Source organism: Psychrobacillus sp. Z3-81 (assembly GCF_056620325.1).
In genome coordinates this window covers 30,023-50,343 of record NZ_JBWQPU010000002.1, presented here as the reverse complement: position 1 = coordinate 50,343, position 20,321 = coordinate 30,023, and the positions used below count along the sequence as shown (strand labels likewise).

Genomic DNA, 20,321 nt, shown 5'->3' with positions numbered 1-20,321 from the left:
AAAAACACAGTGGATAGTCCACCGTGCGTGATAATTTTATTCAGATTTAAAGGTTTTAGGCATAACTACTGCTACTACTTCCCCATTTGCGCAATGTGTCTCACCTGCAAAGACCTGAACTGATACCTTCCACTTTTTTGGGTGGATCTCTTCTACTGTGCCAATTGCCTTCAGCTCTACGTTTTGTGGAGTAGGCTTTAGGAAATCGACGTGCAGGCTGCCTGTTACGAATCGTGGTGCTGGCTCTCCACTACCAGGCTCAAAACCATTTTTTCGGTGCAAAGCTAATGCGGCAGAGCCAGTTCCGTGGCAATCTATCAAAGAGGCTAGTAGACCTCCATAGACGAATCCAGGTATAGCGGTATGCTCCTTTTTCGGCTGGTACACTGTTTCTGTCTGCTCCCCGTTCCAATATGTACGGAAGTGATGCCCCTCTTCATTTAAGCGTCCGCATCCATAACACCATGCAAAATCGTCTGCATAATCATCCTGTATTGCTTTTATTATTTCTCCCATCCTTCATTCCCCCTTTACAAAACCATACAAAAAAGGGTTCTATAGGTCAATAAGGATGTTGTTTTATTGATAAAGTTCTTCTCTTCTATCTTGAAATACAGATATCCGCTTTCGAACATCCTCTGTTACAGACATGTCTAGATCGACGATGCCAATCTCCTCTTTGTCGACAGCCGTCCAAAGAATCTCGCCCCATGGGGAGACAACCATCGAATGTCCGGAAAATTCATTGTCAGGGTCATTCCCCACTCTGTTCACCGCCACGATATAGCACTGATTTTCTATGGCTCTCGCCTGCAGGAGGACTCTCCAATGGTCCACTCGCTTGGAAGGCCATTGAGCAGGGACAAAAATTACTTTGGCACCTGCTAATGCGTGTTTCCGAAACCATTCTGGAAAGCGCAAGTCATAGCAAATGACACCAGCCATTTGCGTATCCTGTATGCTAAACAGATTCTTTTCATTGCCAGCTTTGAGGAAAAGATGCTCGTTCATCAAATTAAACAAGTGTGCCTTGTCGTACTGAGAGATTACCTTTCCTCGATTGTTAACCACATACATTGTATTATAGTAATCTTCTCCCCTTTTGGTAGAAACCGATCCACCGACAATATGTACATCTAATTCACTTGCAAGACTAGATAGTAGCTGTTTTGTTTTATTCCCATCAACATCCGCTAATAAATCTAATTCCTCCAAAGCATAGGCAGTATTCCACATTTCAGGCAGTACAATGATTTCTCCACCAAGCATCGCTGCCTCTCTAATCTTTTTTTCAACCTGGAGCATGTTATTCTCTGGATTTCCAAACTCTACATCCATTTGTACACAAGCAACCTTCAAAACGCCACCACCCTAAAGATATGATAGTAAAAAGATATAAGATTTTCCTGATATAATCAACTATTCAGATTATTACTAAGTGAAGAAGCTGGGACAGAACTGAATACTTAAATAAAAGAGAACGGTACAAAAAACAATTTTTTGCGATTTTTTATACATCTTTTTACAAGATTCTTATCAAGATTTATTTATTAAAAGTTAGCTCCTGATGGTTCGCAACAGCGTCGGTGACTCCTGCAGGAACGCACGAGGGAGAGACTACAGGCTCGAGCCGTGCCTGCGGAAAGCATCCGACGCAGTGAAGAACCATACATTTAAAAAGTAAGAAAGCACATACGAAAAATCGCATTTGCTGTTCCATTGTTTTGTACCAGCTCTTTTTTTATTTCTACTGGCCTATCGAGGTCGATTTTTTATTTGTCATAGCTAAATACTTGGCGTAGTGAATGGTGTTTCTTGCTACGTCTAATTCACTGTTAAATATGATTGGGATTCCTGGTCGCCAATTTACTTCGAACAGCCATAATCTTTTATTTTCATCGATTCCAACGTCTATTCCTAACTCGTCCAACGGAGAACCTGCAAATAATGTATCAAAATGGTTTGCAAAGCTTAAGGAAAAATGCTCTAGCTCCCTTTTGATATTAAACCAGTCGTCATGAAACTCATTTTGTAAAAAACGGTCCAGATAGGCTGTGTATCCGCCACTGCCAATATTGGAGGTGATGCTTCCTTTATGGCCAATACGAGGGTAGACCGACGTAATCACCCATTTACCTTCTCCGTCTTTTTGAACATGTAAACGAAAGTCATATACATGTCCAGATTTTATCCTGCAAGTAACAAATCTTTGCACAATATAATCTTTTTCCTTCATTTTTAAAGTAACAGTATCCAGTAGCTCTTTTTTTGTCAGAGTGGCAATCTTTCCGGCTTCATTTAATTTAAAATGTTCATCTTCTTTTTCAATGAAAAGAATGTTCTCCCCTTGGTGACCGACAGTAGGTTTTATTACTACTTTTGAATATAGATTAATCATGTCCAACAAAATGTTCGTGTTTGTTAGTTCGATCGTTGGTATTTGATAATGGTGAAATTCCTTCCCTCGCTGAATCCTTTTATAGACACTCAATTTACTGCCGATTGAATGACTGGTAAATGGGATTCTATCGTATAAATAATCCACTATTTTCTCTGCTTTACTAGTCAATGGATAACTAGCGTTATAAATAACGTCTGGAAAAGGATACTCCTTTTCTATCCAGCTTCCGTTTTCATAATATTTACCTATTATTTTTTGATTTGGAATATCTACTTTCCCTGGTGTAAAGTAAAAGAATTCTACTCCTTCTGCTTTTGCTACGACCGAATAAGCGTATGCTTTTTTCACTTTTTCTGGGTCTGCTCTATGATGCATCATACCGACTAAAGTCATGATGGCTTTTTCAGCTCCTCTTTTAACATATTTTTTATGGGAAACTATTTATCTCCTATAATGATAATTTGACGATTAATTAATTTCGGATTAATGCACTGAATACTACAAAAATTTTGTATGGGAACAGTGATTTTACTTTCCGTTTTCTTTAATCCATAAGGTGATTCCATCGTATTGATATAATTCCCCTCTATATCAATTGGGTATAACAAGGACAAATGGACAAGCGAGTGGGTTACAGCCTCAATACGGAAATAGCAAGTACTAAACAGGGAGTCAGATGTCGGGGAAGATGCATAAGCAACATATGGATTGGCAACATCTAAAGTAGTAAATACAACTGGAATAGTATCGTGAAGTATGTCTTTAAAGAATGGCAATTTTGCTTTCCTTTGCATTTCGTAGATTAATTCCAAAATGGATGCAATATTGTATTCTCCCTCCGATTGTCCATGTTTCATCATTGTTTATCCCCTCCTATTCTATTGGTTCAATGTAAAACTGAATTTCTTTTGCAGCCTCTTTCGCAATACTTCTTGCCTCTTCTTTGTCATCTGAAGCTGCTAGTACATATCCATATCGATCTCCCATGGATAGCGGCGGATGAAGGATTTTCCCTTTTTTCGGTTTTATAAAAACTTCCTCTACACCGGGTACCCTCGAGCAACGGTTTTTCCCTGTTACCTTTAGTAATTTTCCAGTCGCATCGCTTATTAAGTACTGCGCGAACACAAACTTGCTATATTTTCTTTCGAAGTTAGGCTCTTGTCCTAAAAAGATTTTAATTGTCTCTTCCACTAAATTAATGCCAGTTCCTATTTCTATTATTCTATTCATCGCCCCTCCAGAAATGCGAGGGTTTATTTCAATTAATTTCCACTGGTTATTAACCAGCCTCATCTCTAAATGACAAGAACCATTTTTCAGGTTAAAACGGTCTAAAATCACACAAACCGTTTTATAGAGCTCGTCATAAAACGTTTCATCCATGTTCCCCAACAAGCAGTATCCGGTAACGATAAAACGTTCAGAAAAGGTGATCTCTTGCTCAATAACTGCTATTATTTGCACCTGACCCTTATATACACAGGTCTCAATCAAATATTGAGGTCCTTCTAAATATTCTTCCATTAACACCTCCTTGTTGCCTTTTTTGAAAAAATTATTGATGGAACGGATTAGTTGTTTTTTATTTTTGACTAATAACACATCTTTTGAACCAGTCGAAACAGGTGTTTTTACAATGAGAGGAAATGATGCAGCTTGTTTTTCGACAGTTTCCTTCCATGCTTCTTCTTTTTCAATCCTTGCAAAATAAGGAGATACTGATAGGTCTTTTAGTAATTCACGTGTGGAGAGCTTATCCTCCATTTTCGCTAATGGCTCTGGCGGAACAGCTGTTATTTCAAATTCTTTTGACAGCTGTGCAGCTACATGTACGTAAGGATCAATAAAGCTTATTATAGCTGCTATATCTTTCCCTTGATCTTGGACTGCTTTTATATTTTCTATTAATAAATCAACATTACTCAATTCCGTAAGAATCATTCTGTGAACATCTGGATAATCAATTCTATTCTTAAACATATATTCTCTATCTGTAAACAATATGGTAAAAAACCCTAGCCTTTCCGCTGCTTTTATCGCCTCCCTACTTGATCCTGATTTATTACAGCCTATAAATATAATTGTTTTCATAACCTAGTTTTAACAACCTTTCTAGTGAGTTAATTGGAAATATTCCATTAAAACTAACTTATTCAACAGTAGACTCATTTGCTTAGGGAAGCTTCATTACATAGAAAACATTTTTTGTAAGAATCATTTCTCATTTCCCCACCTAAAGTAGGCTCCCTTCTACAATTGCACATATCATGCTCAACTAGAGAATTTAGAGATTAAAAGGTTTCTACTCTCACATCCATTATCTTTAAATCCAGTCCCTATCGAGATACTATTTTTCAGAATGTTTTCACACCTATTTTTAATTCATGATAAAATAACAAATAGATACCCATACGGAGAGTTATGAAAATTTATTATTTAGAAAAAGAGGTACATAGATATGAAAATTTCTAATCGTTTGCAGAACCTCCCGCCTCAATTTTTTGCGACCCTAGTTAAAAGGGTTGCGAAGGCTGTTGAAGAAGGCCGAGATGTGATTAATTTAGGACAAGGGAACCCAGATCAGCCTACTCCTTCTCACATTGTGAAAGCGTTGCAGGATGCTGCCGAGCTCCCTCTTAATCATAAATACTCCCCGTTTCGTGGAACTTCCGAGCTAAAACAGGCGGCCGCTGATTTTTATCAAAAAGAGTATGGAGTATCCCTTGATCCAGATAAAGAGATCGCTATTTTATCTGGAGCGAAGATTGGCTTAGTGGAGCTGCCGCTTGCGTTAATGAACGAGCAAGAGCTGATGCTACTGCCGGACCCTGGTTATCCTGATTACTTGTCTGGAGTTAGCCTTGCTGATGTTCGATTTGATACTATGCCCCTTTTGGAGGAAAATAATTATCTGCCTGACTTCAGCAAACTAACAGAGCAACAAAAGAAACATGCTAAGTTAATGTATATAAACTATCCAAACAACCCAACTGGCGCTGTCGCTACGGAAGAATTCTTCGAGGAGACAGTGCAGCTTGCAAAGGACCATGACATAGCCGTCGTGCATGACTTTGCTTACGGAGCAATTGGCTTTGATGGTAAAAAGCCAATGAGCTTTATGCAAACTCCAGGAGCAAAGGATGTCGGTGTAGAAATGTACACGCTATCTAAAACGTATAATATGGCTGGTTGGCGAGTAGGATTTGTAGTTGGGAATGAAGAGATAATCGAAGCAATTAACCTGATCCAAGACCATTTATTCGTCAGCTTATTCCCAGCTATCCAAACAGCCGCAGCAGTAGCCTTAAAGGAAAATCAAGAATGTGTGGCCAAATTAGTCGATCTCTATGAGCGTAGGAGAAATACGCTTGTACAGGCTGCTAAGCGCATCGGCTGGGAGATAAAAGCTCCTCTGGGCTCTTTCTTTGCATGGTTGCCTGTACCAAAGGGATACTCCAGTGAGGAATTCGCTGATTTATTGTTAGAAAAAGCAGATGTAGCAGTTGCCGCAGGTAATGGTTTCGGACCTCATGGAGAAGGCTATGTGAGAGTCGGACTATTAGTAGACGAGGACCGTCTGGAGGAAGCGGTGAACCGTATTGCAAAATTGGAGCTGTTTGAGTTGGAGGAATGAAGATGGAACGCACAATAAATAATGATTTACGAATCAATAAGATGAAAATGGATAAGGGGCCTCTTCCCTATGAAGTGTTAGAGGCATTGGCTAAACAAAACTTAGAGGACGAACCATTCGGTTACATTCACGGTTCTGCCAGTAGAGGAGAAACCTACAAGAAAAATACGGATGCATTTGCAAAATACTCGATTCTCCCAAGGTTTCTAAACAATGTTTCCACGTTAGATTTACAAGTAGAGCTTTTCGGTAAAACATATCCCCACCCTCTATTTATCGCTCCCGCCGGAGTCAATAAGATTGCCCATCCGGATGGTGAGATTGCAGTCGCTAAAGCTGCCAAAAAATTGGGGTACAATTATATGCAAAGTACGGTTTCTAGCTACTCCATTGAGGAAATAGCTGTAAGTGCACCTGATAGTTCCAAATGGTTCCAATTATATTGGCAAAGCAATAAAGAAGTTGCGTACAGCTTGGTTAGAAGGGCTGAAAAGGCCGGCTATGAGGCAATCGTTCTAACTGTTGATACAGTTATTCTAGGCTGGCGGGAAGAGGATGTTCGGAATGGGTATTCTCCCCTTTCATGCGGCTATGGACAAGGGAATTATACATCCGATCCAGTATTTATGAGTTCTTTACAAACGAATGAACAGGAAGCAATTGTTCAAGGAATTATCGAGAACATAAATCACCCTACCTTAAACTGGAGTGATGTTGCGGAAATAAGAAAAAGGACGAGTCTCCCTATTTTATTAAAAGGAATCTTACACCCAGACGATGCCCTTCAAGCAATAGAATTTGGATTAGATGGCATTATTGTTTCCAATCACGGTGGTAGACAGCTAGACGGAACCATCGCTAGCATCGATGCATTGCCCAAGATTGTAGAAGTGGTAGATGGAAAAATTCCTGTTTTATTTGACAGCGGTATCAGAAGAGGAATTGATGCACTGAAAGCATTCGCATTAGGCGCGACAGCAGTTTGTATTGGGCGTCCTGTACTTTGGGGACTTGCCTATAACGGTCAGCAAGGAGTCGAAACGGTGTTATCGCAAATATTAGATGAATTTAAAACTTCCATGACCTTGGCGGGTGTCCGGAATATGGAGGAAGCTAGGAGCATAACCATTCTGAAAGATTAGAAAGAGAAAATATCATTGTCCTCAAAGGAGTGCAATGATATTTTTTATTCTCTTTGCAGCATAGCTATGACCTGAAATGTTTTTGGCTTTGCATGGAATTTTATCCTTTCATTGCATAAAAAAAGCCAAATGGTCAATTGTTTTAAACAATTCACCATTTGGCATTAGAGCGAGATTTATATTAAGATTTGACCACCAGCACAGTTAATCGTAGAACCAGTTAGTAATTTTCCGTTTTTCATTGCAAAAATCATTGCTTCCGCAACCTCTTCTGCAGTAGCTGCTATATTTGGTGGAGTAGTAGCATGGATCGCTAAACCAATTTCTTCATTCATCGTTACAGCAGCGCTTGCTGAAATGTTCGTTTTCATGTTATTTGGAGCAACACCTACAGCAAAGATATTTTTGTTTTGGTAATCTTGACCGATCGATTTTGTAATTCCGTTAACAGCATGTTTCGTAGCCGAATAAAGACCGTTATATGCAGTTGGTTTAAAGGAGTTAGAGGATACAGTATTAACAATCGTACCGCCACCATTCTCTAGCATAACTGGTATCACGTATTTAATACCCAAGAATGCTCCCTTTACATTAATGTTCATCACACGATCATATTCATTTGAATCATATTCATGTACTAAGCGGAAAGGAATCATAATCCCAGCATTATTCAAGAAATAATCAATCGTACCAAATGCCTCAACAGCTTTCGCTACATAATTTTTAACATCTTCTTCGTTAGACACATCAGCTTTCACAAAAATCGCTTCTGCTCCTAAGTCCTTCGCCATATCTCTGGTATTCAAACCTTCTTCTTCGTTGAAATCCACAATTACTAACTTATAACTTTCTTTTGCTAATTTTAAAGCTGTTGCTCTACCTAAGCCAGTTGCTGCACCTGTAATTACTACGACGTTTTTCATGAATTATTCCCCCTACACAATATTATTCATTTATTGTTCTATGGTAAAATATTAACTTAGTAAAGAAAAACTTACACGACAACCTAAGAATTTTAGGAGTTTATCCAACAAATTTAGAAAAAGTGTTTAGTAATGGAGCTGGCAATCCAATTGAATGAGCAAGATTTACGTGTAATTAAAACGAAAAAGATATTATTCGAAAAGTTATTAGAGCTTATAATGAAACAAGATTTTGATGATATTACAGTCACCAAATTATGTAGCGCTGCAAAGGTGAATCGTTCGACCTTTTACACACATTACTCCAATATAGATGAATTATTAGAAGAGTTTTTTAGAAAGATTATGAGTGATTTACATAAAGAATATGCAGAGGCTTTTGAGAGGCTAATTTCAAAAGATAAGGAAGGCTTAGTTGATATATTTGAGCATATATTAAAGCATCAGTCTTTTTATGATGTTCTATTTTCAAATCGGCTTCCTTTTAAATATATGACGTACTTTATTGAAACTTATATGGAATTTCCTAAAAAAATTATTTTAAAACATATCAAAGAAAAAATAGATTATGAGCTATATTATTCGTTTTGCTCCAGTGCCACGATGGGCTTAATTTATCATTGGAAAAATACAGGGTATGCTAAGTCACCGTTAGAAATGAGCGTACAAACGATGAAATTTTTTCTTAGGGAGCTATAGGGATTATTTGAAGGACTAGTAGAAGTAGATGAAACATACTTCTTAGAAAGCCAAAAAGGACGAAGAGTTATTCCGAATTGCAAACCAAGAAAACGTAGCGGTTCTGTCTCCAAAAGAAACGGCATCTTGGCAAGTGTTCACGGAACATGGGAAACCGCAGATAAGTTAAGCTTGAGAAGCTATGCATTCTAAGTAACAATATTAATTTATAGGGAAGAAAAAAATGCACATAAAAATGAGCTTGGAAATATCTCCAAGCTCACATTGTATTTTGATGTCTGTTTTTTACTAATGTGTAAGTTAGTGGAAGAATAAAAACCATAACTTATTAACTCTTATATAGTTCAAATAATTGTTTGCCATCAGTATCACCAAGGATTGTATTAAGAGGAATTAGATTAATTAAAACGGTTAGATACGATACAAAAATAAAACTATCCAAGTAGTTTCCGAAAACCAGGAATTCATAACCAGTTAATAAGTGAAGTACTAATGCAGATAGGAAATTAAAGAACACTCCGCCTAAGAAAAAGAAGGTTCTTTGGTTTTTACTCAATTTGTCATAGTCTTCAGTGAAAACTCTCCCACCGAAGAAGTATACTTTCTTAATGAAAAAATTGTTTTTCCTCCATAGGATATCACCGTTACCGATAGAAAACTCATTTACTTTCGCACCAAATATTTTCAGAAAAAATGCATGTCCAGATTCGTGAATCAGTGCAATAATTGGGCTAATGAATAAAATAATAATAAAGAAGTTTATTATAAAATCCATCTTTTCATCCCCTTTCTAATATTTACGGAAAAGTAAACAGAAGATTTCCTATATATTTGAATATTTAAAATGTATATCTGATTTAATATGTTACTACATAAATATCGTCTTTAATTTTTCTTGTCTCACTCTCTCTCTCTATTAAGTTCCGGGGATTCTTTATCATTATTCAATGAAATCACCTCTCCCCCTAAATTTAATGAACGAACCTCGCCGGTAGAAAAAAACACTCATTTTAATTATTTACATCGCCACCACTTTAAAAAACCTTTTTAAACTAATCTGCCAAGTTAAAGGACTGCTCTTCTTCGGCTTAGTTTATTTATGCATTTATATTAAAAAAAGTCATTTCGGCTTTTTCCGCTTGAATACTAACTCAAAATACTCAGCAAGTCCATAACCTTTAGTCGAAGGTGCAAAAATTTGAACTAACTCCCACCCTTCTTTTTCATATTCGTAAACGATTTCGTGGTAATCTGTTTTTGGTTTTAGTTTCATCCCACCAGCTAATTCGATTTTCACAAAAGTATGTTCGTACATTTACATTCCTCCTTTTTATCATGTTTTTTTATACTTAATGAAAGAAATACTTCTTCCTTGTTTCGAGTTAAACATAAAAGCGTATTTCAGATAACCTTTAGCTTATTCATCTTGTTATGATAAACTATTCAACAAAAAAGAGCCCTATTCCTGCCAAGTATTTACATCCAGCTATAAGACTTTAACTTTTTATCAGAGCTACAGTAGGCAAATGCTAGACTCATTCCTTAACTATATTCCCCATAAAAAAACACCACTCAAAAGTGGTGCACCCATCCTTTTTACATTGTCCACATCAGTCTTTTAGCAATTGCCTGAAATTCTTCTGGACCGATGCCAGGGGCGAATTCTTCTGGTAGCTCATCTAACTCAGGTATCTTATAGCCTTTCGGACTTCCTTCTTTAACAAACAGTTGATCTCCGCTTGTCGGGTTTTGGCCCTTCCAAATCTTATCTATGTCTTTATAGTCACCTACGTTATTCCATGTAAATAATACATTTCCATAGCCTCTGTCTTCATATTTCTTCGCATGGTCGAATGCTCGATTGTCTAGGCTCGGGATTGGAAGCATTTTCGTTACATCTGCGCCTGTAGCCATCTCTAAAGCTTTTGCGTACGCAATAATATGCGTGCCACCTCGCACTAGCAGATAGCCAATCATTTCTCTTGCTGTAGGGTGCTCGGTCATTTCATATACTCTCATTTTATGGGTTCTGGCACCACATTCTAAGAAGAAATTGTGAAGCAAATCCAGTACTAGGTTTCCGCTTGAAAATACATAATCCCCTCGCCATGGATTTCCCATAGAGTCTCCTGCTAAAGATGTCTGAGCAGTCGCGATAAAGGCATACGTATTCCGCTTATCCTTAGCATTCTGTAATGGAGCAAGATCTGGATCCCCCGCAAAGCTAGTTCCTTTGTGCAAGAGATTGATGGTATTCGCCACCAATTCCACATGGCCAAATTCCTCTGCGGTAATACTAGCAACTAAGTCATAGAAAGGCTTTAGCTTCTTTTTGCCACGAAAATTAAAGGATTGGTACATATAATTATTTAGTGTGGACATTTCGCCAAATTTTCCACCTAGAAGTTCTTGGACTGCTGAAGCAGCATTTGCATCCCCGTATTCTAGGTTCGGCAGATCAATGAGTAACTTGTCAATCCGATTAAACAATCAATCATCCCTTCTTATTTTGCAATAGTTGGAGAAATCCACACTATTTGCTGAACTCGAATATAAAATGGCACTCCTTTCACATCTAGCACAATATGGTCTGGAGTTACGGAGGCTATTTTCCCTGTCAACACGTTCCTAGTTGTTTGCACTGCTACATGGTACCCAAATAATTCCTTTGCTTTTTCATTTAAATAACCTTCAAAATGACTAATATACCCAACATGTGATTTTTTATCTGCCACACACATCATCCTTTCTTTGCAATCCCTATAGTTTATGAGAAGATGGTATAGATGGACACATTTACAACGATTCACGAAGGAATGATTGTATGGTAAAGAGATTACTGGTGACGGGCTACAAGGCACATGAGCTTGGCATCTTTCAAGACAGCCATCCCGGTATTACGATTATTAAAAAAGCACTGGAAAATCAGCTTCGTCAATTTTTAGAGGAAGATTTAGAATGGATTATTCTTAGTGGTCAGCAAGGAGTAGAAACATGGACTGCAGAGCTTGTGATAGAGTTGAAAGAAGAATATCCTCACTTAAAATATGCCGTCATCACCCCTTTCTTAGAACAAGAAAAAAATTGGAATGAGCAAAAACAAGAAAAATATCAAAGACTATTAGCAATGGCGGATTACCAGACTGCCCTAACAAAGAAACCATATGAGGCTCCTTGGCAATTTATTGAAAAAAATAAGTTCTTAATACGTAATACAGATGCGATGCTTCTCGTGTATGATGAAGAAAATGAAGGATCTCCTAAGTACATAAAAACATTAGCGGAAAAATACGGTGATAAGCAGGAGTACCCAATTTTTATAATTGATGCCTATGATTTACAAACTGTCGCTGAAGAAGAAAGGAACGATTATTTTGATTAAAAAAACACTAGAGAAAAAAATTAACGAAGCAACTGATATTATTTTTCTAACCAATCAAGAGAAGAAATTTGCTGAAGAGCAAGGCTTGCTGACATCAGATGTAAATTTGACTGTATTTGAAACAGGTATTATTTCAAAGAACAGTGTGATTGAGCGACTTGATAAAGAAACAGAGGAGCTGCTGGCGAAAGAGAACGAGGAATTCCTACAAAATTCGCTAAATCATTTTATGCAACGCATGAATGAATTTATGTATGTTGAATCCAATAGTTTTTCCATTTTACAAACTGACTCGATCACTTTAGAGTTTGATGAAGTTTTTGAAGTTTATACAGCTCTATTCGGTCTTTCGGTACAGAAGAAATATGGAGAGGCAATCCGTAAATTCCTCGATGAGCATTATCATAGTGAAAAGATGAAATATAGTATGATGTTTTCAAGCGGAGAAGGTTTATGGGAAATCAATTTGCCACTAAATTACATCGATGGTTTTGATGAAAACTTCACGATTTTGGAAGCTTATCAATTCTTGTATAACCTACTGTTCCATTTAGTTGCATCCTTGGAAGTAAAATAACATAAAGCTGACAAAAGCGGTTATGACAAATCAAACGAGAAGCTCTTATGATTTTATATTTTGATACGTATCATAAGTGCTTTCTTATTTTTTGTTTTAGGTTCTCCGCTGCGTCGGACGCTTTCCGTGGGCACGGCTCGAGCCATTTGTCTCTCCCTCGTGCTGTTCCCACTGGAGTCGCCGACGCTGCTCCGAACCAATAATTTTTACTACTTAACTGTAAATTTTGATAAAGATAACTAAGAAGTACACGCCTCTTTAAGAAGAGTAAGGTTTTAACTACCTTATTTTAAATCTTCCACTCCTTTTCCTCACGTTAGTTATAAACTGCTTTTCTTCTCTTCATTTACATACATACTTCTGCTCCTTAGGTTCAAACTATTTATGTTTCAAACCATTTTTTAAAAGGAGGAAATTAATTTGGATCAAAACGCATACAGCCAGAATCACAGTCAGTCGGAGAATGGTCAAGCAGTAGTACCGCAATTCAACCATGGTGCACATGAACTGTTAGATGTGAAAGAAATCCTTTCTGCAATGATCGGTGCCCTTAACCAAAAAACAATCTTTCGTCAACATATTCAAGACCAAGAGCTGTTAAACATCGTGGACCGTCAATATGCCTTTGCATTAGCTGAATACAATTCCCTTGTAGAATGCTTCCAAACAGGGAAAGATCCATCTACCACTACAACATCTTATAAGATGCAAACAGACAATGATACAAAGTATGGATTAACTCCATCACAGCCGAAAAAACCAATCCAAGGACCAAATGAGATTAGCGATGAGTTAATCACAGGATTCTTATTAGGAACGGCGAAAGCAGCTGCAACAGGGAAAGTAACCGCTGCATTAGAAGCTACGAACCCTGTTGTACGTCGTGTATTGCAAGATTCAGTTCCGAACTGTATCGAAATGGCGTATGAGCTATCACTTTATGCGAACAAGAATGGCTGGTATCAAGTACCACGCTTTGATGAGCAAACTATGCAACAAATCATGAGTTCCTATGGTACAGCTCAAGGCCCAATGTACAAGCAATAAGTCAAAAGGGTGTCCTAAACGGACACCCTTTTCTTATAGTGGAGCGAGTTGGGAATGGTAAGAAAATGGTAATACGTGCGATTAGAATTAATTTACTTGCGGTTCTTCTAAGTTTACTATCGAATTAGTAAAGGTGACTTGCGATTGCATCCGTTATACTTGCGTATAGACTGCATTTACTTGCGATTTACAAGCAGTTTTCAAGTTTTTGAAATGGTATTTTGGACCTTTTATCTGTACACTGATAGTATAGGTTGGTGGAAAGAGATCATTTTCCGCTAAACTTGAAAGTTAGAGAGGGGATTTATTTTGCGAGTAGCTATTTATGATTTTGACGGAACAATTTATGCAGAGGAAACCTTCAAGCTGTTAATGAATCATTTGAAGGAGCATCCAGTCTATCAAGACAAGTATCCAATTTTTCACAGAGCTATCCTTCTCCCATACTTAGCGAGCAAGGTAAAGCTATATCCGAAGGCCAAAATGCGAGCGAAGTCGATGCAACTCTATCTAGAAGCATTTACAGGTTTAAGTAAGCTAGAAATAACGAGCTACTTTGAAGAGTTCAAGGCTGCCATCACAGCTAATATAAACAAACAAGTAATCGATACATTACATAAGCATCACGAGGACAATGTACAAATTTATCTCGTTTCAGGAGCCTACACACAATTTTTAGAGCAGGTAGTTGCAGATTATCCTTTTCAAAAGATTGTTGGGACGGAGATTAAGTTCACATCTGATAAAGTGGACACCTCCCTTCCACTTGAACATGTGAATGGACCAACGAAGGCTTCTAAAATAAAACAATTGCTTGAGGGCCAGGATGTCGATTGGGAAAATAGCTATGCATATGGAGACAGCTATTCAGACTTACATATTTTAGAACTTGTCGGAAACCCGGTTGCTGTCAGACCAGAGGAGAAACTTAGAGAAGTGGCAATGCAGCGAGGCTGGACGATTATTGAATAAAACCCAAAAAAGCAGGTGTAGTAGCTCTCAGCTACTCACCTGCTTTCTTAGTGAAATGTTATCGTTACCCTTGATAAACACCCTCGCACGTCCCGGCAGCAGGCTCGTAAAAACAATGCTGCTTATATTGACCTGCAAACGGCTGACCATACCATGTATCAGGACATGGTGCATATGGATTAAAATACCATAGAGCGTATTTCGCCGGCTGTTCTCTCCAATAATCTAGTGTTCTTTTCGCTAGGGTTTTTTCCGTGGGTCTAGCTCTTTGATAGAATAAATTCCCTTTTTGCACAGCTTCAAAAGCATAGTTATTTCCTTGTACTTGATAAATGACATCCTCTATCGTACGTAAATCTACAAAGTCTAAGCAATTGGAAACTAGGCGATTCACAATCACATTGCCAACATATAACATCCCCTGCTGACCTTCGCCTTCTGCTTCCGCCCTCATCATCCTTGCCACTAGGTCCACATCTGAATCACGGTATTTTACTCTCGGCATATACTCACCCCAAAAATAGTATATGTAAGAAACACAGGATGGTTCCTTGCTCTAGAACTACGATTGGGATAGTAGTCAGTTTTTTTCTAAATCAAATATAAAAATATACTCTCCTTGACTCCACGTTACCTGCACCTCAAAAATATAGTGGCCCTCTTCAATCGGCACCTGTATTTGATTGTCCGTTATCGAAATTTCTTTGCTTGTTCCATCCTCATTATATTGAGTTACCTTTATCGAAGATGGGGATTGATCTATATCGATTGTTAGCTTCTCCTCTTTGTTTACATCTAATGTCGGAAAGGCTTCTGCCAATACATATATATCTGATCCGCTTAACTTACTTGCCTCCATGTTCTTTTCCTTCCATACAAACTGATCGACTATCATAGGATAGGCTTGCTCTCCTATAGACACCCTTCCCTCCAACTGTCCAAAAGCAGTAGAGGATGAGAAGTTTTTGGGAATACCACTACAAGCCCCCAACACAAGTACCATGCTTAATAGATAGAGATACTTTTTCATGCTAGTTTCCCCTTTGCAATTTTCTCTAACTTTTTTCTTTGACTTTTATTTGATATAAATAGAAGAAATTTTATTCGTTTCACAGTTAATCGTTACAATCATCTCCTCACAAACACTGGAAAATGACTGAACAGCAACTTTTTCTTTAAAGGATTCATCAAATGACCAGTCACTTGGTACAATTGCCATCCCATCATTTGCTTGCAGAAAAGTATCCTTCAAAAAATCCCATAAGACCAATATGTCGTGCTTCGTTGATTTATTTATTAAATCAAGATTTACTCGATATTCTTTTGATAGAAAATTACCTCCCCAACTCTGGTTTCCGGGAGAATAGATGTCCTCTACAATTGGATTCATCTTCCCTTCTTCTACTAACTCGCGAAATATATTCAGAGAACTCTCTTTGATATCTTTCATTGTCAAATAAAATTCATTTCCACTGTTTATTTTTCTCGCAGAATGAAAATGAGGAGCTATTTCCGAAAGAATTAACTCTTCTGTTCTGGTATCTTGGAAAGGGATACTAAATTCTCCGTCTGTACCAACGAACAGAAACGGCGCTAATATGAAATGAGTGATGGGTGATAGCTCCTCTTTTATAAGCTCAGGCACCTTCAACCTCTCATAGGGAATCTGAGTGTACCCTTCTCTTTTTCTCGTAGGGGATTCTTCCCCACGAACTACCTCTTTAAATAAATCCACATGAATCCCTCCAATACCGTTTAGTTCGCTAAAATAAAGCCTTTATCCTTCCTAAAAAAGTATTTTATGGTAAAACCAAACTTTTGCTGGTCTTCAATCGTTTACTATATAGAGAAAGGGGGATACAGGGTTGATAACGAATTTAGAGTTAAAAGAAATAATGCTTCAATATACAGAACCATTAATTAGGGTTGCTTATGGTTACGTAAGAGATCTTCATTCTGCAGAAGACATTGTGCAGGATGTTTTTATAAAGTTCTATCATCTACAGAACTACGAGGAGCGTGGAGAGTTAAAAGCGTACTTAACTCGAATGACCATTAATAAAAGCAAGGATTATTTGAAAAGCTGGGCCTATAAAAAAGTCCTGCTTCAGCAAAAGCTATCCCCTCCTGCCTTTAAGATCAATAAAGACAACCTTGTTCAGGAAGATGAAAAGACCATGATAGGAGACGCAATACTTGAGCTACCCTTGAAGCATCGGGAAATTCTTATCTATTTTTATTTTAATGAAATGACAATTCCTGAAGTGGCTAAGCTGTTGTCCATTCCTAAAAGCACAGTAAAAACTAGGCTAGGAAGAGGAAGAGAACTGTTAAAAAATCAGCTGAAAGGAATCGAGTGGGAGGTGCTATTGAATGAGTAATTATTTCCCTTCGGAAGTGAAGGATTTACATGAAAGCAAACAACGAGTCATTGGAAATGTGTTACATAAATTAGATAGAAAACAACGAAAGCCGAAAGTCAAATGGCAATATGTTGCTTTTACAGTTGCTCTACTTTTCAGTATGTTGTTCTTTCTAAGGAATGCTACTGAGCTCTCCCCTCTACAAGAATCGTCCAATTTTATGAAACCAACTATTTCCGAGGAAAAAGGCGTTCTCTATTTAAATAGTGTTACATTAGGTGATTCTCAGGAAGATGTGATTACAGCCTTCGGAGAGGATTATCAAACGTCAAAAGAGGACGGAAAATTAGTACTAGAATATGACGATCGAGCAAGGTTTTATTTCCAAGAGGATAAACTTGAGCTCCTTACTTTCCTACATGTAGATCCGAATTACTTTAATACTTTGTTCGACGAGTATGATGGCTTTACTTTCTTCACTTCTATAAACAGTGATTTTGATGGTCGGTTTATATATACACGTGATGCGAATCAGCTAATAGAGGCTTCATGGGAAGGAGAACAGCTAACCTTGTCCTTTTCTTCTGAAAATCAGTGGATGTTAGAAAAAGCAGAATTTCTATATATGGTAGATCAAAACTTAAGAAGCGAGGAATTTCCTTTACAAGGATCTATAGTAGATTATAGTCAGCCGGAAATCACTGAAGAGAATGGCTCTCTAAGTCTTCAAGGAATAAGATTAGGAGATGCTCCATCAAGAATTATAGAGCAATTTGGAGATGACTATCTGATAGGCTATATAGATGGATTAGGTTCAGACTTCACTTTGAATTATGGAGGGCAAGTGAGTTTCTCCTTTTTCGATGACCAGTTAGTAAGCGCGATATATACAAATATTGATAAAGAATATGTGGATCAATTGTTTAACGAGCATAACGGCTTGAAATTTAGTGTTAATAATGATGACTTTATTTACTCTAAAGAAACAGGTGATGCAATTAAAACGACAACGCAAACACCGAATGAAGAAATGTATCTATATTTTATGAAAGAGGGACCTGAGATGTTTGAAAATCTTGAGGTTTCTACAAATGAAGTAGAAATGGTCGCTGACACTGTTACAAAACCAAAGGTCGAATCAGTGGACCCTCTTGATAACTACTTGTTAGTGGATTGGCATATAGACAATATGGATAGAGGCAACCACGATTACGACACATACACCCATTCACAATTAGTCGTTGACCCTAATAACAAGGAAGTAAGACGAGGAGATGTTATCTACTACAGATCACCTGACTTCACATTCTCGAGTAACCCTAATTACGTTATGCCCGATTATTACCTTTCAAGGGTAGTTGGTTTAGAGGGAGAAACGGTAGAAATAAAAAATGGTCAAGTATTTATCGATGGGAAAAAATTAGATACTTTTTATTCTAAAGCTTTAAATAAGGGAATGGAACAAGAGGAATACTTCGAGAAAGTTGATCCTGTTAATAGAGGCGATGATGACTCTTGGAAAGAATATTTTGCAACTTCTATGGGAGCCGGTAAAAGTAGAAGAAAACACTGTGTTTGTCCTAGGAGATAACTGGTGGAGAAGCGTCGACAGTAGGGATTTTGGTGTCTTGCCTCTGGAGAATGTGGAAGGAAAAGTGTTAGGTTATGAAAAGTGAAAAAGATAGTAAGGAGCCCTTCTCCTTACTATCTTTTTATTATAATCGTACGTTAATGTTTTTCTCACGCAAGTATTCTTTAATTTCTCCAATTGTATAATCTCCGTAGTGAATCATGGAGGCAACAAGTGCCGCGTCTGCTTGCCCTTCGGAGAATACTTCTTCGATATGTTCTAGCTTCCCAGCACCACCGGAGGCTATGATTGGCACATGTACTTTTTCAGAAAGCAGCTTGATCAACTGAACATCGTAGCCATTCTTCATTCCATCCTTATGAATGCTAGTACAAATAATTTCCCCTGCACCAAGCTCTGTTGCCTGCTGAGCCCACTCTACCACGTCCATCCCTGTCTTTTCGTGACCAGAATGCGTGTAGACCTCCCAGCGCACGATTTCTTCATCCTCATAAATAGGCATTGCATCTAAGCCGAGGACGACACATTGCTTTCCAAAGATTTCTGCTGCCTCTTTCAGCAGCTCTGGTCGCTGGACAGCAGCCGAGTTTACCCCTACCTTGTCAGCTCCTGCTCGAAGAAGTCTTTTGAAGTCATCAATCGTCCGTACGCCACCAATTACCGAGAATGGAATATATACTTGCTCTGCAACTCTCCGAATCCACTCAATTTTTAAATCCTGATCCTTTAAGGAAGCAGTGGTATCCAGATAAATTAATTCATCTGCCCCGTCCTCCGAATACTTGCGCCCAAGCTCAGCAGGATCTCCGATAATAGTTGGATTACGAAACTGCACATATTTTACTGCCTTATCATCTAGTACGTCGATGGCAGGAACGATTCGTTTTCTAAGCATCTCTCATAACTCCTTGCTTACAATAATTATCTAGCAGCTGAATCCCGTATTTCCCGCTTTTTTCTGGGTGAAACTGAACTCCCATCACCTGTTCATTGCCAATCACACATGCAAAGTCTGTTCCATAGTTAGTCGTTCCAAGAATATGCTCCTCCTTGGATGGCTCAGCGTAGTATGAATGTACAAAATAGAAGTCAGTTAAATCCGGGATCTCCTTAAAGAGAAAATGACCTTGAACATCTTTTACTTGATTCCAGCCCATATGCGGAACCTTTTCTATACTGTCATCAAACATCGGAACAGTACCCGGTAAAAAACCTAAGCAAGGAACATTCCCTTCCTTACTCTCCTCGAGTAGCAGCTGCATCCCTAAGCAAATTCCTAAAAGCGGCATTCCTTTTTCTACTTGTTCCTTCATATATTCACTTAAGCCTGTATGGTTCAACACGTTCATCGCAACCTTGGCATTCCCCACACCTGGCAAGATCAATTTCGTAATCTGATCATCATGATCCGTTGGGTTTGTAATCAGTTTCGTTTCATATCCTAATCGGGCAATCGCCTTTAACACACTATGTAAATTGCCTGCTCCATAATCTATTATTCCAATCATGCTATTGCCTCCGTTTCTTCTATACTCTTATTATGCCATCTAATTGTTGAAATTAAAAGAATAAACTTTAACTTACTAG

General features: G+C 38.0%; 25 protein-coding genes and 1 pseudogene. 11 read left to right on the top strand and 15 right to left on the bottom strand.

The genetic code is table 11. The features are described from left to right. Positions 1-36: 36 nt before the first annotated feature. The 5 genes from AC1ECF_RS02330 to AC1ECF_RS02310 all read right to left on the bottom strand — a co-directional run bounded on the left by AC1ECF_RS02330 (position 37) and on the right by AC1ECF_RS02310 (position 4,495). The gene (locus AC1ECF_RS02330) at positions 37-516 is read right to left on the bottom strand and encodes a PaaI family thioesterase (protein ID WP_480387782.1); all 480 of its coding nucleotides are present in this window, start codon (positions 514-516) and stop codon (positions 37-39) included. A gap of 63 nt (positions 517-579) precedes the next feature. Continuing rightward, on the bottom strand, positions 580-1,359 hold the full coding sequence (locus tag AC1ECF_RS02325; protein ID WP_480387781.1) for a carbon-nitrogen family hydrolase: 780 nt from the start codon (positions 1,357-1,359) through the stop codon (positions 580-582). 388 nt (positions 1,360-1,747) lie between these two features. After that, complete coding sequence (locus tag AC1ECF_RS02320) at positions 1,748-2,794, bottom strand: YheC/YheD family endospore coat-associated protein (protein ID WP_480387780.1); 1,047 nt, start codon at positions 2,792-2,794, stop codon at positions 1,748-1,750. Positions 2,795-2,838: 44 nt separating this feature from the next. Beyond that, positions 2,839-3,261 carry a CotY/CotZ family spore coat protein gene (locus AC1ECF_RS02315; RefSeq protein ID WP_480387779.1) on the bottom strand — a complete coding sequence of 141 codons (423 nt, stop codon included), beginning with the start codon at positions 3,259-3,261 and terminating at the stop codon, positions 2,839-2,841. A 13-nt stretch (positions 3,262-3,274) separates the two neighbouring features. Further along, complete coding sequence (locus AC1ECF_RS02310) at positions 3,275-4,495, bottom strand: ATP-grasp domain-containing protein (RefSeq protein WP_480387778.1); 1,221 nt, start codon at positions 4,493-4,495, stop codon at positions 3,275-3,277. 367 nt (positions 4,496-4,862) lie between these two features. Between AC1ECF_RS02310 and AC1ECF_RS02305 the strand changes: the two genes are divergently transcribed. Further along, complete coding sequence (locus tag AC1ECF_RS02305; protein WP_480387777.1) at positions 4,863-6,038, top strand: aminotransferase class I/II-fold pyridoxal phosphate-dependent enzyme; 1,176 nt, start codon at positions 4,863-4,865, stop codon at positions 6,036-6,038. A gap of 2 nt (positions 6,039-6,040) precedes the next feature. Continuing rightward, on the top strand, positions 6,041-7,180 hold the full coding sequence (locus tag AC1ECF_RS02300; protein ID WP_480387776.1) for an alpha-hydroxy-acid oxidizing protein: 1,140 nt from the start codon (positions 6,041-6,043) through the stop codon (positions 7,178-7,180). Between the two features lie 176 nt (positions 7,181-7,356). Here the strand turns inward: AC1ECF_RS02300 and AC1ECF_RS02295 are convergent, their stop codons facing one another. Then, a complete protein-coding gene (locus AC1ECF_RS02295; RefSeq protein WP_480387775.1) occupies positions 7,357-8,103 on the bottom strand; it encodes an SDR family NAD(P)-dependent oxidoreductase in 747 nt (248 codons plus the stop codon). Between the two features lie 132 nt (positions 8,104-8,235). Here AC1ECF_RS02295 and AC1ECF_RS02290 point away from each other — a divergent pair, with 132 nt between their 5' ends. After that, the gene (locus AC1ECF_RS02290; protein ID WP_480387774.1) at positions 8,236-8,802 is read left to right on the top strand and encodes a TetR/AcrR family transcriptional regulator; all 567 of its coding nucleotides are present in this window, start codon (positions 8,236-8,238) and stop codon (positions 8,800-8,802) included. Between the two features lie 6 nt (positions 8,803-8,808). Next, positions 8,809-8,928 (top strand): annotated as a pseudogene (locus AC1ECF_RS02285) (IS1595-like element ISSpps1 family transposase); the annotation flags it as partial. Between the two features lie 202 nt (positions 8,929-9,130). On the opposite strand, the gene AC1ECF_RS02280 reads toward AC1ECF_RS02285, so the two are convergent. The 4 genes from AC1ECF_RS02280 to AC1ECF_RS02265 form a co-directional block, all read right to left on the bottom strand. Further along, on the bottom strand, positions 9,131-9,577 hold the full coding sequence (locus AC1ECF_RS02280) for a site-2 protease family protein (protein WP_480387773.1): 447 nt from the start codon (positions 9,575-9,577) through the stop codon (positions 9,131-9,133). Positions 9,578-9,922: 345 nt separating this feature from the next. Then, positions 9,923-10,117 carry a DUF4177 domain-containing protein gene (locus AC1ECF_RS02275; RefSeq protein WP_480387772.1) on the bottom strand — a complete coding sequence of 65 codons (195 nt, stop codon included), beginning with the start codon at positions 10,115-10,117 and terminating at the stop codon, positions 9,923-9,925. Positions 10,118-10,398: 281 nt separating this feature from the next. Beyond that, the gene (locus AC1ECF_RS02270) at positions 10,399-11,292 is read right to left on the bottom strand and encodes a manganese catalase family protein (protein WP_480387771.1); all 894 of its coding nucleotides are present in this window, start codon (positions 11,290-11,292) and stop codon (positions 10,399-10,401) included. Positions 11,293-11,306: 14 nt separating this feature from the next. Further along, positions 11,307-11,537, bottom strand: coding sequence for a DUF2642 domain-containing protein (locus AC1ECF_RS02265; protein WP_480387770.1), 231 nt, complete (start codon positions 11,535-11,537; stop codon positions 11,307-11,309). A gap of 89 nt (positions 11,538-11,626) precedes the next feature. Here AC1ECF_RS02265 and AC1ECF_RS02260 point away from each other — a divergent pair, with 89 nt between their 5' ends. From AC1ECF_RS02260 to AC1ECF_RS02245, 4 genes are all read left to right on the top strand, one after another. Continuing rightward, a complete protein-coding gene (locus AC1ECF_RS02260; protein WP_480387769.1) occupies positions 11,627-12,184 on the top strand; it encodes an SLOG family protein in 558 nt (185 codons plus the stop codon). Further along, positions 12,177-12,761, top strand: a complete 585-nt coding sequence (locus AC1ECF_RS02255) for a branched-chain amino acid aminotransferase (RefSeq protein ID WP_480387768.1) — start codon at positions 12,177-12,179, stop codon at positions 12,759-12,761. Before AC1ECF_RS02260 ends, AC1ECF_RS02255 begins: the two co-directional genes overlap by 8 nt. 420 nt (positions 12,762-13,181) lie before the next feature. Next, positions 13,182-13,808: a spore coat protein gene (locus AC1ECF_RS02250; RefSeq protein ID WP_480387767.1), complete on the top strand. Its 627-nt coding sequence runs from the start codon at positions 13,182-13,184 to the stop codon at positions 13,806-13,808. Between the two features lie 309 nt (positions 13,809-14,117). Beyond that, positions 14,118-14,780 (top strand): HAD family hydrolase, encoded by a 663-nt coding sequence (locus AC1ECF_RS02245; protein WP_480387766.1) that lies wholly within the window; start codon positions 14,118-14,120, stop codon positions 14,778-14,780. Positions 14,781-14,844: 64 nt separating this feature from the next. On the opposite strand, the gene AC1ECF_RS02240 is transcribed toward AC1ECF_RS02245, so the two are convergent. The 3 genes from AC1ECF_RS02240 to AC1ECF_RS02230 all read right to left on the bottom strand — a co-directional run bounded on the left by AC1ECF_RS02240 (position 14,845) and on the right by AC1ECF_RS02230 (position 16,515). Beyond that, positions 14,845-15,285: a cell wall hydrolase gene (locus AC1ECF_RS02240; protein WP_480387765.1), complete on the bottom strand. Its 441-nt coding sequence runs from the start codon at positions 15,283-15,285 to the stop codon at positions 14,845-14,847. Positions 15,286-15,360: 75 nt separating this feature from the next. Beyond that, a complete protein-coding gene (locus tag AC1ECF_RS02235) occupies positions 15,361-15,810 on the bottom strand; it encodes a hypothetical protein (RefSeq protein ID WP_480387764.1) in 450 nt (149 codons plus the stop codon). A gap of 45 nt (positions 15,811-15,855) precedes the next feature. Continuing rightward, the gene (locus AC1ECF_RS02230; protein ID WP_480387763.1) at positions 15,856-16,515 is read right to left on the bottom strand and encodes a hypothetical protein; all 660 of its coding nucleotides are present in this window, start codon (positions 16,513-16,515) and stop codon (positions 15,856-15,858) included. Positions 16,516-16,645: 130 nt separating this feature from the next. On the opposite strand from AC1ECF_RS02230, the gene AC1ECF_RS02225 reads away from it, so the two are divergent. From AC1ECF_RS02225 to AC1ECF_RS02215, 3 genes are read left to right on the top strand one after another with little or no spacing between them, the layout of a single operon-like run. Continuing rightward, complete coding sequence (locus AC1ECF_RS02225; protein WP_480387762.1) at positions 16,646-17,161, top strand: sigma-70 family RNA polymerase sigma factor; 516 nt, start codon at positions 16,646-16,648, stop codon at positions 17,159-17,161. Further along, positions 17,154-18,734: a S26 family signal peptidase gene (locus AC1ECF_RS02220; RefSeq protein ID WP_480387761.1), complete on the top strand. Its 1,581-nt coding sequence runs from the start codon at positions 17,154-17,156 to the stop codon at positions 18,732-18,734. The genes AC1ECF_RS02225 and AC1ECF_RS02220 overlap by 8 nt, the downstream gene beginning before the upstream one ends. Further along, the gene (locus AC1ECF_RS02215; RefSeq protein WP_480387760.1) at positions 18,715-18,819 is read left to right on the top strand and encodes a S26 family signal peptidase; all 105 of its coding nucleotides are present in this window, start codon (positions 18,715-18,717) and stop codon (positions 18,817-18,819) included. Before AC1ECF_RS02220 ends, AC1ECF_RS02215 begins: the two co-directional genes overlap by 20 nt. Before the next feature lie 39 nt (positions 18,820-18,858). On the opposite strand, the gene hisF is transcribed toward AC1ECF_RS02215, so the two are convergent. Then, complete coding sequence (gene hisF / locus AC1ECF_RS02210; RefSeq protein ID WP_480387759.1) at positions 18,859-19,629, bottom strand: imidazole glycerol phosphate synthase subunit HisF; 771 nt, start codon at positions 19,627-19,629, stop codon at positions 18,859-18,861. Continuing rightward, positions 19,622-20,242 carry an imidazole glycerol phosphate synthase subunit HisH gene (gene hisH, locus AC1ECF_RS02205; protein ID WP_480387758.1) on the bottom strand — a complete coding sequence of 207 codons (621 nt, stop codon included), beginning with the start codon at positions 20,240-20,242 and terminating at the stop codon, positions 19,622-19,624. The genes hisF and hisH overlap by 8 nt, the downstream gene beginning before the upstream one ends. Between the last annotated feature and the right edge of the window lie 79 nt (positions 20,243-20,321).